Origin of the sequence: Streptomyces sp. HUAS 15-9 (assembly GCF_025642155.1) — a bacterium.
Taxonomy (GTDB): Bacteria; Actinomycetota; Actinomycetes; order Streptomycetales; family Streptomycetaceae; genus Streptomyces.
Genome location: NZ_CP106798.1, coordinates 4,625,450 through 4,638,459 on the forward strand (window position 1 = coordinate 4,625,450; position 13,010 = coordinate 4,638,459).

The 13,010-nt window shown below is 70.6% G+C and carries 15 protein-coding genes; 9 read left to right on the plus strand and 6 right to left on the minus strand.

Annotated features, from left to right (window positions below; all coding sequences use genetic code 11):
* Positions 1-20: 20 nt before the first annotated feature.
* The 4 genes from N8I87_RS21390 to N8I87_RS21405 form a co-directional block, all read right to left on the minus strand.
* Positions 21-356, minus strand: coding sequence for a hypothetical protein (locus N8I87_RS21390; protein WP_317633563.1), 336 nt, complete (start codon positions 354-356; stop codon positions 21-23).
* 265 nt (positions 357-621) lie between these two features.
* Positions 622-810: a helix-turn-helix domain-containing protein gene (locus tag N8I87_RS21395; protein ID WP_263210830.1), complete on the minus strand. Its 189-nt coding sequence runs from the start codon at positions 808-810 to the stop codon at positions 622-624.
* Positions 807-1,349: a TFIIB-type zinc ribbon-containing protein gene (locus N8I87_RS21400; protein ID WP_263210831.1), complete on the minus strand. Its 543-nt coding sequence runs from the start codon at positions 1,347-1,349 to the stop codon at positions 807-809. Before N8I87_RS21400 ends, N8I87_RS21395 begins: the two co-directional genes overlap by 4 nt.
* The gene (locus tag N8I87_RS21405) at positions 1,346-1,567 is read right to left on the minus strand and encodes a WhiB family transcriptional regulator (RefSeq protein WP_263210832.1); all 222 of its coding nucleotides are present in this window, start codon (positions 1,565-1,567) and stop codon (positions 1,346-1,348) included. Before N8I87_RS21405 ends, N8I87_RS21400 begins: the two co-directional genes overlap by 4 nt.
* Positions 1,568-1,868: 301 nt before the next feature.
* Between N8I87_RS21405 and N8I87_RS21410 the strand changes: the two genes are divergently transcribed.
* The 3 genes from N8I87_RS21410 to N8I87_RS21420 are packed head-to-tail and all read left to right on the plus strand — an operon-like array spanning position 1,869 to position 3,118.
* On the plus strand, positions 1,869-2,309 hold the full coding sequence (locus N8I87_RS21410) for a helix-turn-helix domain-containing protein (RefSeq protein ID WP_263210834.1): 441 nt from the start codon (positions 1,869-1,871) through the stop codon (positions 2,307-2,309).
* Between the two features lie 34 nt (positions 2,310-2,343).
* Positions 2,344-2,745, plus strand: coding sequence for a hypothetical protein (locus tag N8I87_RS21415; protein WP_263210835.1), 402 nt, complete (start codon positions 2,344-2,346; stop codon positions 2,743-2,745).
* 49 nt (positions 2,746-2,794) lie between these two features.
* A complete protein-coding gene (locus N8I87_RS21420; protein WP_263210836.1) occupies positions 2,795-3,118 on the plus strand; it encodes an antibiotic biosynthesis monooxygenase family protein in 324 nt (107 codons plus the stop codon).
* A 36-nt stretch (positions 3,119-3,154) separates the two neighbouring features.
* Here N8I87_RS21420 and N8I87_RS21425 read toward each other — a convergent pair whose 3' ends face one another.
* Positions 3,155-3,415 carry a GntR family transcriptional regulator gene (locus N8I87_RS21425; RefSeq protein ID WP_263210837.1) on the minus strand — a complete coding sequence of 87 codons (261 nt, stop codon included), beginning with the start codon at positions 3,413-3,415 and terminating at the stop codon, positions 3,155-3,157.
* Positions 3,416-3,656: 241 nt separating this feature from the next.
* Between N8I87_RS21425 and N8I87_RS44060 the strand changes: the two genes are divergently transcribed.
* Together N8I87_RS44060 and N8I87_RS21435 are read left to right on the plus strand one after the other, a co-directional pair.
* The gene (locus tag N8I87_RS44060; protein WP_317633485.1) at positions 3,657-3,842 is read left to right on the plus strand and encodes a hypothetical protein; all 186 of its coding nucleotides are present in this window, start codon (positions 3,657-3,659) and stop codon (positions 3,840-3,842) included.
* A complete protein-coding gene (locus N8I87_RS21435) occupies positions 3,839-4,117 on the plus strand; it encodes a hypothetical protein (protein WP_263210838.1) in 279 nt (92 codons plus the stop codon). The genes N8I87_RS44060 and N8I87_RS21435 overlap by 4 nt, the downstream gene beginning before the upstream one ends.
* 1,560 nt (positions 4,118-5,677) lie before the next feature.
* Here the strand turns inward: N8I87_RS21435 and N8I87_RS21440 are convergent.
* Positions 5,678-7,960 (minus strand): (Fe-S)-binding protein, encoded by a 2,283-nt coding sequence (locus N8I87_RS21440; protein ID WP_263210840.1) that lies wholly within the window; start codon positions 7,958-7,960, stop codon positions 5,678-5,680.
* A 194-nt stretch (positions 7,961-8,154) separates the two neighbouring features.
* Here N8I87_RS21440 and N8I87_RS21445 point away from each other — a divergent pair, with 194 nt between their 5' ends.
* The 4 genes from N8I87_RS21445 (at position 8,155) to dnaJ (ending at position 13,005) form a co-directional block, all read left to right on the plus strand.
* Entirely contained in the window at positions 8,155-9,192 is a 1,038-nt protein-coding gene (locus tag N8I87_RS21445; RefSeq protein WP_263210842.1) for an MraY family glycosyltransferase, read from the plus strand.
* A 94-nt stretch (positions 9,193-9,286) separates the two neighbouring features.
* Positions 9,287-11,137 (plus strand): molecular chaperone DnaK, encoded by a 1,851-nt coding sequence (gene dnaK, locus N8I87_RS21450; RefSeq protein ID WP_263210843.1) that lies wholly within the window; start codon positions 9,287-9,289, stop codon positions 11,135-11,137.
* Complete coding sequence (gene grpE / locus N8I87_RS21455; RefSeq protein ID WP_263210845.1) at positions 11,134-11,787, plus strand: nucleotide exchange factor GrpE; 654 nt, start codon at positions 11,134-11,136, stop codon at positions 11,785-11,787. Before dnaK ends, grpE begins: the two co-directional genes overlap by 4 nt.
* 33 nt (positions 11,788-11,820) lie before the next feature.
* The gene (dnaJ, locus tag N8I87_RS21460; RefSeq protein WP_263210847.1) at positions 11,821-13,005 is read left to right on the plus strand and encodes a molecular chaperone DnaJ; all 1,185 of its coding nucleotides are present in this window, start codon (positions 11,821-11,823) and stop codon (positions 13,003-13,005) included.
* Positions 13,006-13,010 lie beyond the last annotated feature (5 nt).

Sequence of the window (13,010 nt, forward strand, 5' to 3'; positions counted from 1 at the left end):
GGTGAGAGTGGTGAAGTCGCCTACGCGGGGCGGATGGAGAGCCGGAGCGTGGCCAGGTAGCGGTTGCCGGCCGGTCGGTTGTAGTCCGGCAGCCAGCGGGGTCCGTCCGCCTCGTCGACGTCGGTGACCAGCGCGGTGCCGTAGCGGGTGCCCTGGAGCTCCAGCGCGCAGGCTCGGGCCGCGTTGGCCGTGGCGAGGGCGGCGGTCTTGTCCGGCCCGTACGCCTCGAGGTCGACCAGCGGCCTGTCGAGGTTGAGGTCGTCGATCCAGGCGCCACCGGCGCGGGAGACGAGGACGACCTGCTGGGTGCCGTCGAATCCGGCGGGCGGCCTGTTGTCGACCGTGGTCCCGGCCATTTCGGTCCGGTTCTTCAGGAAGTCGACGACCAGCCGCTCCACGTCGGGGAAATTCAGGGTCGCCACATGGACGCTCCCTTCGTGTCCGGGCAGCAGAAAGCGGCAGGTCCGCCGCCCGGGACACGGGCGCAGCTCTGCCGCTGCTTCGAGTGTGACGGGAGGGCGCTGCTCCCGCAACTGACCTTGTGACAGGGTTGGTTGACCACTGAGCGTGCCGAAGGGCCCCGTCGCGGTGAGCGACGGGGCCCGATGGCGGACGAGCGGATCAGCGGTGGCCGCGCAGGCGGTGCGTGGTCCGTTCGGCGGCGAACACGTCCTCCAGGCGGTAGAGCTGCCGCCTGCCCTGTGTTCCGGCGGGCCGCAGATGGCCGCGCTGTACCCACTTGCGGATGGTCGCCGGGGTGACGCCGGCCTCCTCGGCGGCGAGTTCGGCGGTGATGAGGGCGCCGTTCACGGTGTGACCTCCTCGTCGACGTCCCGGTCCTGGAGCACCCGCACGCAGGCGGGGTTCACGCACCGCACCTGTGCCCGCTCCGGGAACGCCCGCAGCGAGACGGAGCCGCAGCCCGGGCAGCGGCCGGGCAGGCGCACCATCTGCTCCGGGTCGCCGAGGACGCGTACGCAGCGCGCGGCCATGCGCCGTGTCTCGTCCTCGACATGTGCCGCGAGGACGGGATCGGCGGCGATCCGCTCCAGCAGTCCCGCGATCCGGCGCAGCCGCACGGGCACGGGCGCGGGGCGCAGAGGGCGCAGGCCGAGCCGTTCGCGTACGGCCTCCTCCAGTTCGACCACTCCGTCGGTGAGATCGCGCAGGACGTCGGAGACATGCAGCCGTACGGGGACTGTGGTGCCGCCTACGGGCCCGCCGCCGCGCCGTTCCCGCAGCCCCCCGTGGGCCGCGGGCGCCAGTTCGGCGACGAGTTCCGGGTACCGGCGCAGCAGGGAGCCGATCCAGAGCGCGGGCCCTTCGGCGGCGGAGTCCGCCTGGCTCATACGGCCACCTCGCGCCCGTTGCGCCACAGCCGTCCGCCGCTGACGCCGTCGAACCAGGTGTGCGAGGGGTCGACGACGGCTTCGCACTCCCGCCGGATGGGGCATTGGTTGCATGCGCGCAACGTCCGTCGTGCGTCCGCCCTGTCGCGGGTGAACACGTAGCGCTGTGGAAGGTTGGCGCAGGCTGCTGCTCTGCGCCAGTCGAGTTCGCTGGTCACGGGTGTCGCCTCCCATCGGATGGGAATATGTGTTCGACATGTGCGAACGATCGTCAGCGTGGCACCGTGCGAGCGCGGTCGCAAGCGGCTTGGATGGTGGGGCGGGGGTGAAGAGGGGTGTGAGTGGCGAGAAATGACGGTGTGTTCGATGAATCCGTATGCGAACGTTAGTTCGATATCTAAAAAGGTGTGTCGAAGGCGAGGTGCGCATGCAAGCGGTCCGGTCACGTTCGTGTGCGCACAGCCGAGCTGCGCGTGCGATCGGTACTCTCTGCTCCCGCGACGAGGGGAGAGCAGCACGATGGGAACCGGCCAACGTGCTGAACGCGCGGAACGCGCCGACGCGCTGGAGGAGTTCGCGGCCTGGGTCGAGGACCTCATGCGTAACCGCGGATACGTCATCGACGGCCCGCGCGGCGGCGGCAAGTCGAGGCTGGCCGACGACGCGGGGGTGCACCGGGCCGCGGTGACCCGGCTGCTGCACCGGAAGAGCATGCCGGACCTCGAGACCATGCGCCGTCTGGCCGTGGTGCTGGGCGTGACCCTGCGGGACATGCTCATCCGGTCCGGGCGGCTGTCCGAGGCGGATCTTCCGCTCGACCCCGACCCGGGCGGGAGCATGGCAGCGGACCGGCGGATCAGCCCCGAGGAAGCGGCGCGGAGGTTGGGCGTTCCCGAGGAACTGCGCGGCCTGTTCGTGAAGGTGACCCGGCAGTTCCTGCCGGAGGGTTCCCAGCCCTAGGGAAAGAGCCGGCGGGGCGTGAAGGAGTGCGCACATGGGGAGCTACGGTGGCGGCCAGGGCGGTGACGACGCGGAACGGCTCGCCCATCTGCTGGGCGGCCTGCTGATCGAACTCGGCGAGAAGGTCAGGGAGGCGGGCCCCGAGGCCGTACGCATTCTCACGGACGACGAGGTCCAGCGCACCAACCTGCAGTGGTACCGCACGGGCTGGGAGGAACACGCCAGGGCCGTCCGCTCCTCCGGCAGGCCCGTCCCGCCCACCCGGTCCCCCGAACCGGCGCGGCCACCCGTCGTACCCATCCGCGCTCCCGATCCGGCGCGCCCGTCGGGCCATCCGGCCGACCCCGACACCCTGTCCTCGGCCGGGCGCCCGCTCCGTCTCCCCGAGCACGCCGCCGACCGTCCCGGTCACGATCCGTCGGCCCGGCCGCGCTGAAAGGGACCGGGTGAGGGCGGCCGGCCGGACGGACGGGCAGGATGGGGCCATGAGCGTAGTGAAGATCAACGTGCTGACCGTTCCCGCCGAGCAGCGGGAGACCCTGGAGAAGCGGTTCGCCTCGCGGGCCCACGCCGTGGAGAACTCCGACGGGTTCGAGTGGTTCGAGCTGCTGCGTCCCGTCGAGGGGACGGACACCTATCTCGTGTACACGCGGTGGCGTGACGAGGCGTCGTTCCAGGCGTGGATGGAGGGGCCGATGAAGGCCGCGCACCAGGGTGGTAGGGAGGGCGAGCAGCCCCGGCCGGCCGCGTCCGGTTCCACCCTGTGGTCCTTCGACGTGGTGCAGCAGGCGGGACCGAAGGGGGCGTAACACCGAGCCGCGCGGGCGCCCCGTCGCCGGACGGCCTTATGCGGGCGGTTCGGTCTCTTCGGCGGGGCGCTTGGCTACGAAGGAGCCGAGGCCGACCTCAGCTCGGACGAGTCCCTCGGACTTGAGGTGGGCCAACGCCTTCTGCGCGGTCGAGGTCGCGATGCCGAACTCGGTAGAGAGTTCGACGACGGATGGCACTCGGGCGCCCATGGGGTACTCGCCGCTGGTGATCCGGGCGGTGATGGCCTCGGCTACTTGGCGCCAGACAGGGCGGGTGCGGTCAAGCTCGGGGGTCATGCAGTTGACGCTAAAACTCTGCGGTACACCGCGCGACCGCGGTAGACCGCGAACGAACCGAAGCCCCGGCGACGGTTGCAGCCGTCCCGGAGCGTGGCCACCAGCTGAACCCGACTGGAGCTGATGACGTGACCGGCCCTATCCGCCGCCTTGTCGCACGGGTGAGCCTCCTGCTCTTCCCGCCGGGACGGGCACGAGTACCGTACGCTGCGCCCCTCGCCGCCCCGTGCCGATTCCGCCCATGCCCCTCCCGCGGCACCGCAGCCCCTACGGTCTCGACACGCCGCTCGACGCCACCGACACCAGGGCCGTACGACCGTACGTGACCGCTCATGAACAGCGGCAGCGGCGCCGGGAGTTGGCCTCGGCCGTGTTGGGGCAGGACATGCCTGGTCCGTACTGGATCCAGGGGCTGGAGGCCGCGTGAGCGAGCCGCCGCGCCTGCTGCCCTGGACCGGCTCCGAGGGCAAGCCCTGCTATCTGATCACCGACGACCGTGACGGGCCGCTCTCTCGGCTGGCAGACGCCACGGAGTCCGTCCAGCTCGGTATGGGCGGCCAACTCCTGGCCCACGCCCGTGAAATCCTGCCGGACACTCCGCCCGGCGAACTCCGCTTCCTCGCCGAGTGCTTGACCCACGCCCTCGACGACGCCCTCCGTGTCGCGGAGAGCCGGGGTCGGCGGCTGGGGCGGCTGAACTGAACGGAGCTGTCCAGTGGCCGTGGGGCCGCCCGCTTCTCGGCCAGTGTCGTGCCTCCGCGAGGCGAGTCAAGGGCGCTCCCGTTCCGCTCCGCTCCACTCCCGCGTCGGCTGACGCCGATGGCCCTCCGGGCCACCCTTGACACACCTCGCTCCACCACGGGGGAGAAGCGAGCGGGCAGCCCGGGGAAAGTGGGCGCCTTACCGGTACCGGTCCCTTGGGCGCGCTGCGTTCATGACGTTCGCTACGGGGCGCGGCCGCGCCTCGCCAGCACGCCGGGCGGGTTTGGCGGCGAGCGGCCGGTGGGTGGGTTTGGCGGCCAGCCCCAGGTGGGTGGGGTCGCGCCCGGTGGGTGGGAGATGGGGCCGCGCCCGGTGGGCCGGATGGGGCGAGTGGGGTGGGAGAGGCGGGGTGTAGGGGTGATTGGGCGTTTTGGGTCACGCCCCCGAGGGGGGTACCCGTCTGACCGCGCAATTTGCGAAGGGGCCGCCGGGGGCCCTGGCGCAAAACTGCCAATCATCGCCGGGGTGGGGGTGGTGAGACCTCTGTGCCTGTCGGGGGAGTCGCCGAGCGCGCGGTGTGCGTGTGCGGGCCGGGAGCGCGCAGGCCTCCTGCCGACCGATGGCCGCCAAGCTGGCCGGGTGCCCCCGCCCTGTGTCCGCGCCCCACCTCTCACCGGCCGCGGGTCGCTGGACCGGCCCGGTGTGCCGTCACCTGCCCCTGCGCCCCACCTCTCACCGGCCGCGGGTCGCTGGACCGGCCCGGTGTGCCGTCACCTGCCCCTGCGCCCCACCTCTCACCGGCCGCGGGTCGCTGGACCGGCCCGGTGTGCCGTCACCTGCCCCTGCGCCCCACCTCTCACCGGCCGCGGGTCGCTGGACCGGCCCGGCGTGCCGTCACCTGCCCCTGCGCCCCACCTCTCACCGGCCGCGGGTCGCTGGACCGGCCCGGCGTGCCGTCACCTGCCCCTGCGCCCCACCTCTCACCGGCCGCGGGTCGCTGGACCGGCCCGGCGTGCCGTCACCTGCCCCTGCGCCCCACCTCTCACCGGCCGCGGGTCGCTGGACCGGTCCGGCGTGCCGTCACCTGCCCCTGCGCCCCACCTCTCACCGGCCGCTCGCCGCCAATCCCACCCGGCGTGCAGGCGAGGCGCGGTCGCGCCCGCCATCCCCGGCCCAGAACGCAGCCAACGCCCCACCGCAGACCCCGTCAGGCGGCCACCGCCCTTCCGGGCCGCTCGCTCGCTTCTCAAGCGTGCTGGAGTGAGCCGAGTCAAGGGTGGCCCGTAGGGCCATCGCCGAAGGCGACGCGGAGCGCCCTTTACTCGGGTCGCGGAAGCACGACACTGGCAAAGAAGCGGGCGGCCCTCACAGTCGGCCCGAAGGGCCCTCGGCCCACGTAGACAGCAACGCCCCCAACCGCACGGCGACGCCCCCCACACGCAACGCCCCCCACACGCAACGCCCCCCACACGCAACGCCCCCCCACACGCAACACCCCACACACAACGCCCCCCAACCCATCCAGGTCAGGGGGCGTTGTCGTGCTCGCTCAGTGGCCGGCTACTTCGCCGGCTCCGGCTCCGGCGTGTTCTCCGGCTCCGCGGCGCCCGTCGGGTCCACCGGGGTCCTGACGGAGTCGAGGAGGAGCTGGGCGACGTCCACGACCTGGATGGACTCCTTGGCCTTGCCGTCGTTCTTCTTGCCGTTGACCGAGTCGGTGAGCATGACCAGGCAGAAGGGGCAGGCCGTCGAGACGATGTCCGGGTTGAGGGAGAGGGCCTCGTCGACGCGCTCGTTGTTGATGCGCTTGCCGATCCGCTCCTCCATCCACATCCGGGCACCGCCGGCCCCGCAGCAGAAGCCGCGCTCCTTGTGGCGGTGCATCTCCTCGTTGCGCAGGCCCGGAACCTTGCCGATGATCTCGCGCGGGGGCGTGTAGATCTTGTTGTGGCGGCCCAGGTAGCACGGGTCGTGGTAGGTGATGATGCCCTCGACCGGGGTGACCGGGATCAGCTTGCCCTCGTCCACCAGGTGCTGGAGCAGCTGGGTGTGGTGGATGACCTCGTAGTCGCCGCCGAGCTGCGGGTACTCGTTGCCCAGGGTGTTGAGGCAGTGCGGGCAGGTGGCGACGATCTTCTTCGAAGACTTGGGCTTCTTCGACTCCGGCGTGGCCTTGCCGTCGTCGTCCAGCTCCTCGCCGAACGCCGTGTTCAGGGCCATGACGTTCTCCATGCCGAGCTCCTGGAACAGGGGCTCGTTGCCCAGGCGGCGGGCGGAGTCACCGGTGCACTTCTCGTCGCCGCCCATGATCGCGAACTTCACGCCCGCGATGTGCAGCAGCTCGGCGAAGGCCTTTGTCGTCTTCTTGGCGCGGTCCTCGAGGGCGCCGGCGCAGCCGACCCAGTACAGGTACTCGACCTCGGAGAGGTCCTCGATGTCCTTGCCGACGACCGGGACCTCGAAGTCGACCTCCTTGGTCCACTCCAGGCGCTGCTTCTTGGCCAGGCCCCAGGGGTTGCCCTTCTTCTCCAGGTTCTTGAGCATCGTGCCCGCCTCGGACGGGAAGGCGCTCTCGATCATGACCTGGTAGCGGCGCATGTCCACGATGTGGTCGACGTGCTCGATGTCCACGGGGCACTGCTCGACGCAGGCGCCGCAGGTGGTGCAGGCCCACAGGGCGTCCGGGTCGATGACGCCGTTCTCCTCGGCGGTGCCGATCAGCGGGCGCTCGGCCTCCGCCAGCGCGGACGCCGGGACGTTCTTCAGGGCCTCGGCCGAGGCCTTCTCCTCGCCCTCCACGGTCTTGCCGCCGCCGGCCAGCAGGTACGGCGCCTTGGCGTGCGCGTTGTCGCGCAGCGACATGATCAGGAGCTTGGGGGAGAGCGGCTTGCCGGTGTTCCACGCGGGACACTGCGACTGGCAGCGGCCGCACTCGGTGCAGGTGGAGAAGTCCAGCAGGCCCTTCCAGGAGAACTGCTCGACCTGGGAGACGCCGAAGACGTCGTCCTCGCCCGGGTCCTCGAAGTCGATCGGCTTGCCGCCCGACGTCATCGGGAGCAGGGCGCCGAGCGAGGTCTCACCGTTCGCGTTCCGCTTGAACCAGATGTTCGGGAAGGCGAGGAAGCGGTGCCAGGCGATACCCATGTCGGTCATCAGGGCGACCGTGATCATCCAGATGAAGGAGGCCGCGATCTTCAGGCCGGCGAAGAGGTAGGTGAGGTTCTGGAGCGTGGAGACGTCCAGGCCCTCCAGCCACGACACCACCGGGTACGAGATGAAGAACGAGGCCTCGTAGCCGTCGACGTGCTGCTGGGCGCCCTCCAGCGCGTGCAGCATGAAGATGCAGACGCCGACGATGAGGATGATGGACTCGACGAAGTACGCCTGGCCGAAGCTGGAGCCTGCGAAGCGGGACTTGCGGCCCGGCTTGTTGGGCTTGCTCAGCTGACGGATCACGATCAGGACCGCGATGCCGATCACCGTCATGGTGCCGATGAACTCGACATAGACGTTGTACGGCGCCCACTCGCCGATGACCGGCAGGATCCAGTCGGCCTGGAACAGCTGACCGATGGCGTTGACGATCGTCAGCAGCAGGGTGAAGAAGCCCACCGCCACGAACCAGTGCGCGACACCGACGATGCCCCAGCGATTCATCCGGGTGTGGCCGAGGAACTCCCTGACCACGGTGAGGGTGCGCTGGGCGGGCTCGTCGGTGCGGGTGCCCGCGGGCACGCTCTGGCCGAGCCGCATGAAGTTGAACAGCTGCAGGACGGCGCGGGCGAACAGGGCGACGCCGACCACGATCAGAACCAGCGACACGATGATCGCGGCGAGTTGCATTTAGGGGCTCCTCGGGCCTGCGAGGGACATTACTAAGCGGTAACTTATGCAGTCCGTTCGACACTACCCGCATCATCCCTCGCACTGTAGCCAGGGGCGAGGTGATCTGGGTCGCTGAGGGACGCCTGAGCCGGACCGGCAATCCGATCGTGTTATTCATACCGAATTGCCTCATTCACCCCTAATTTAGAGCCGTGCTCTACGGGATTCTCGCGGCCACCTCCGCCCTTCTGCTCACCGCGGTGCTCGCGGCGCTGCTGCGCGCGCCCGCACTGCGGGCCGGGATCGTCGAGCGGAGGCAGCCGGATCCGGCCCGACGCCGGCGGCCCGTGCCCCTGCTCGGGGGCGTGGCCGTGCTGTGCGCCACCTGTCTCGTCGCCGGGGTGGGCCACTGGACGCGGGCCGCGCCGCTGGGAGACGGAGTCGGCAGGCTGCTGTTCGCGGGTGCCGGGGTCGCCCTGCTCGGGCTGGTCGCCGACGTGTGGCGGCTGCGGCCACGGGTGCTCGTCGCCGGTACGGCGGTGGCCGCCGCGTGTGTCGTGCCGTACGACGGGACCGGCGTGCCCGCGGGGATCCTGGCCGTGGGCTGGATCGCCCTCGTCGCCTTCGCCTTCCGGGCGCTGGACCACGCCGACGGGCTCGCCGGCACGGTCGGGGTGATCACCGCCTTCGGGGTCGGCGCCTGCGCCGCGGCCGAGCTGATGGACGGGCTGGCCGTGCTGCTCAGCGTGCTCGCCGCCGCCCTCACCGGGTTCCTCATGCACAACTGGCATCCCGCGCGGATCGCCCTCGGCGCGTGCGGATCGTTGTTCACGGGGTTCGTGCTCGCCTCGGCCGCCGTGATCTCCCGGGCCGGGCACGGGCTCGGGGACAGCGCGGGCGTGCTGTTCTGCCTCACCGCCCTCGGCGCGGCCGACCTCGCGCTGGTGGCCGTGTCGAGGCGCATGGCCCGGCGCCCGCTCCTCAGACGCGGGCCCGACCATCTCGGCCACCGGCTGCGGCGCCTCGGGCTCACCCCGCAGGGAACCGTCGTCCTGCTCGGCATCGGCGCCTTCTCCGGAGTGCTCGTCGGGGTGCTCGCCCACACCGGCTGGGCCGGGGACGGTGCCGTCCTCTGGGTGGCCGGCGGGGCGCTCGTGGTCGTACTTCTACTCCTTCGAATCCCTGTCTACGGGGTCCGTCGTATGGCATCCACGCAGGTCACACGGCAGTTGCGTGTAAGGAACGGATAAGAGTTGAGTCGCTTTGACTCAGGTCTGTTGACCCGATGGCGAGCCTCGTGCACACTTGAGTCCGTTCCACTCAAGTCAGCTGGAGGAAATCACCATGGCACGTGCGGTCGGCATCGACCTGGGCACGACTAACTCCGTCGTCAGCGTTCTGGAGGGCGGCGAGCCCACCGTCATCACCAACGCCGAGGGTGCCAGGACCACGCCGTCCGTCGTCGCCTTCGCCAAGAACGGCGAGGTGCTGGTCGGCGAGGTCGCCAAGCGCCAGGCGGTCACCAACGTGGACCGGACCATCCGTTCCGTGAAGCGTCACATGGGCACCGACTGGAAGATCCAGCTGGACGGGAAGGACTTCAACCCGCAGCAGATCTCCGCCTTCATCCTGCAGAAGCTGAAGCGCGACGCGGAGTCCTACCTGGGCGAGAAGGTCACGGACGCGGTCATCACCGTCCCGGCCTACTTCAACGACTCCGAGCGCCAGGCGACGAAGGAGGCCGGCGAGATCGCCGGTCTGAACGTCCTGCGCATCGTCAACGAGCCCACCGCGGCCGCGCTCGCCTACGGCCTCGACAAGGACGAGCAGATCATCCTGGTCTTCGACCTCGGTGGCGGCACGTTCGACGTCTCGCTCCTGGAGATCGGCGACGGTGTCGTCGAGGTGAAGGCCACCAACGGTGACAACCACCTCGGTGGCGACGACTGGGACCAGCGCGTCGTCGACTACCTGGTCAAGCAGTTCCAGTCCGGCCACGGCGTGGACCTGAGCAGGGACAAGATGGCTCTGCAGCGTCTGCGTGAGGCTGCCGAGAAGGCGAAGATCGAGCTGTCCTCGTCCACCGAGACCTCGATCAACCTGCCCTACATCACCGCGTCCGCCGAGGGCCCGCTGCACCTGGACGAGAAGCTGACCCGCGCTCAGTTCCAGCAGCTGACCGCGGACCTGCTGGAGCGCTGCAAGACGCCGTTCCACAACGTCATCAAGGACGCCGGCATCTCCCTCGGCGAGATCGACCACGTCGTCCTCGTCGGTGGCTCCACCCGCATGCCCGCCGTCGCCGAGCTCGTCAAGGAGCTGACCGGCGGCAAGGACGCCAACAAGGGCGTGAACCCGGACGAGGTCGTCGCCATCGGCGCCTCGCTCCAGGCCGGTGTCCTCAAGGGCGAGGTCAAGGACGTCCTGCTCCTCGACGTCACCCCGCTGTCCCTCGGTATCGAGACCAAGGGCGGCATCATGACCAAGCTCATCGAGCGCAACACCACGATCCCGACGAAGCGTTCGGAGATCTTCACGACGGCCGAGGACAACCAGCCGTCGGTGCAGATCCAGGTCTACCAGGGTGAGCGCGAGATCGCGGCGTACAACAAGAAGCTCGGCATGTTCGAGCTGACCGGTCTGCCGCCGGCGCCGCGTGGCGTCCCGCAGATCGAGGTCTCCTTCGACATCGACGCCAACGGCATCATGCACGTCACGGCGAAGGACCTCGGCACCGGCAAGGAGCAGAAGATGACCGTCACCGGCGGCTCCTCGCTCCCGAAGGACGAGGTCGACCGCATGCGCCAGGAGGCCGAGCAGTACGCGGACGAGGACCACCGCCGCCGCGAGGCCGCCGAGACCCGCAACCAGGGCGAGCAGCTCGTCTACCAGACCGAGAAGTTCCTCAAGGACAACGAGGACAAGGTCCCGGGCGAGATCAAGACCGAGGTGGAGGCCGCGATCGCCGAGCTGAAGGAGAAGCTCAAGGGCGAGTCCGCCGAAGGTGACAACACAGCCGAGATCCGCACCGCCACGGAGAAGGTCGCGGCCGTCTCGCAGAAGCTCGGCCAGGCCATGTACGCCGACGCCCAGGCCGCGCAGGCCGCGGGCGGCGCCGGTGAGGCCCCGCGCGCCGACGACGACGTCGTCGACGCCGAGATCGTCGACGACGAGCGCAAGGACGGTGCCGCGTGACGGAGGAGACCCCGGGCTTCGAGGAGAAGCCCGACGTCCCCTCCGGCGCCACCCCTGACGACGCCGAGCCGAAGGCCGCCTCCGAGGAGGGGGCGGCCCCGGCCGGGGACGCGAACCAGACAGCGGGCCTGGTGGCCCAGCTGGACCAGGTGCGCACGGCACTCAACGAGCGCACGCTGGACCTCCAGCGCCTGCAGGCCGAGTACCAGAACTACCGCCGCCGCGTCGAGCGCGACCGGGTAGCGGTCCGGGAGATCGCCATCGCGAACCTCCTGACCGAACTGCTTCCCGTGCTCGACGACATCGGCCGCGCGCGGGAACACGGCGAACTGGTCGGCGGATTCAAGTCCGTCGCCGAGTCGCTCGAGACCGTCGCGGCGAAGATGGGACTGCAGCAGTTCGGCAAGGAGGGCGAGCCCTTCGACCCGACGATCCACGAGGCCCTGATGCACTCGTACGCGCCGGACGTCACCGAGACGACGTGCGTGGCGATCCTGCAGCCCGGGTATCGCATCGGCGAGCGCACCATCCGCCCCGCGCGGGTGGCCGTCGCCGAGCCGCAGCCCGGCGCGCAGACGGTCAAGGCCGAGGGCGCCGACGAGGGCACGGCGGCCGACGACAAGGACAACGGTGGCCCGGAGGAGGGCTGACGTAGACACCGAACGGAAGGAGGGACGTCGGGGATGAGCACCAAGGACTTCATCGAGAAGGACTACTACAAGGTCCTCGGCGTCCCCAAGGACGCCACCGAGGCCGAGATCAAGAAGGCCTACCGGAAGCTCGCCCGCGAGTTCCACCCGGACGCCAACAAGGGCAACGCCAAGGCGGAAGAGCGCTTCAAAGAGATCTCCGAGGCGAACGACATCCTCGGTGACCCCAAGAAGCGCAAGGAGTACGACGAGGCACGCGCCCTCTTCGGCAACGGCGGCTTCCGCCCGGGGCCGGGGGCGGGCGGCGGCTCCTTCAACTTCGACCTGGGCGACCTCTTCGGAGGCGGCGGCGCGGGCGGCGGCGCCCAGAGCCAAGGGGGCTTCGGCGGAGGCTTCGGAGACGTCCTGGGGGGCCTGTTCAACCGGGGCGGCGGCGCGGGCACGCGCACGCAGCCCAGGCGCGGCCAGGACATCGAGTCCGAGGTCACGCTGAGCTTCACCGAGGCCATCGAGGGCGCCACGGTCCCGCTGCGGATGTCCTCGCAGGCCCCGTGCAAGGCCTGCTCCGGCACCGGCGACAAGAACGGCACACCGCGCGTGTGCCCGACCTGCGTCGGCACGGGCCAGGTCGCGCGGGGTTCGGGCGGCGGCTTCTCGCTCACCGACCCCTGCCCCGACTGCAAGGGCCGCGGGCTGATCGCCGAGCACCCCTGCATGGAGTGCAAGGGCAGCGGCCGCGCCAAGTCGTCCCGGACCATGCAGGTCCGCATCCCCGCGGGGGTGACGGACGGTCAGCGCATCCGGCTGCGCGGCAAGGGAGCCCCCGGCGAGCGGGGCGGCCCGGCGGGCGATCTGTATGTCGTCGTGCACGTCGGGGAGCACCCGGTGTTCGGACGCAAGGGCGACAACCTCACGGTGACCGTCCCGGTGACGTTCACCGAGGCGGCGCTCGGCGGCGAGGTCCGGGTCCCGACCCTCGGCGGCCCCGCCGTCACCCTGAAGCTGCCCGCGGGCACGCCCAACGGCCGCACCATGCGGGCGCGGGGCAAGGGCGCGGTCCGCAAGGACGGCACGCACGGGGACCTGCTGGTCACCGTCGAGGTGCGTGTCCCCAAGGACCTGTCGGGGAAGGCTCGAGACGCGCTCGAGGCGTATCGCGAGGCGACCGCGGGCGAGGACCCGCGGGCCGAGCTGTTCGAGGCCGCGAAGGGAGCTTGAGAGTG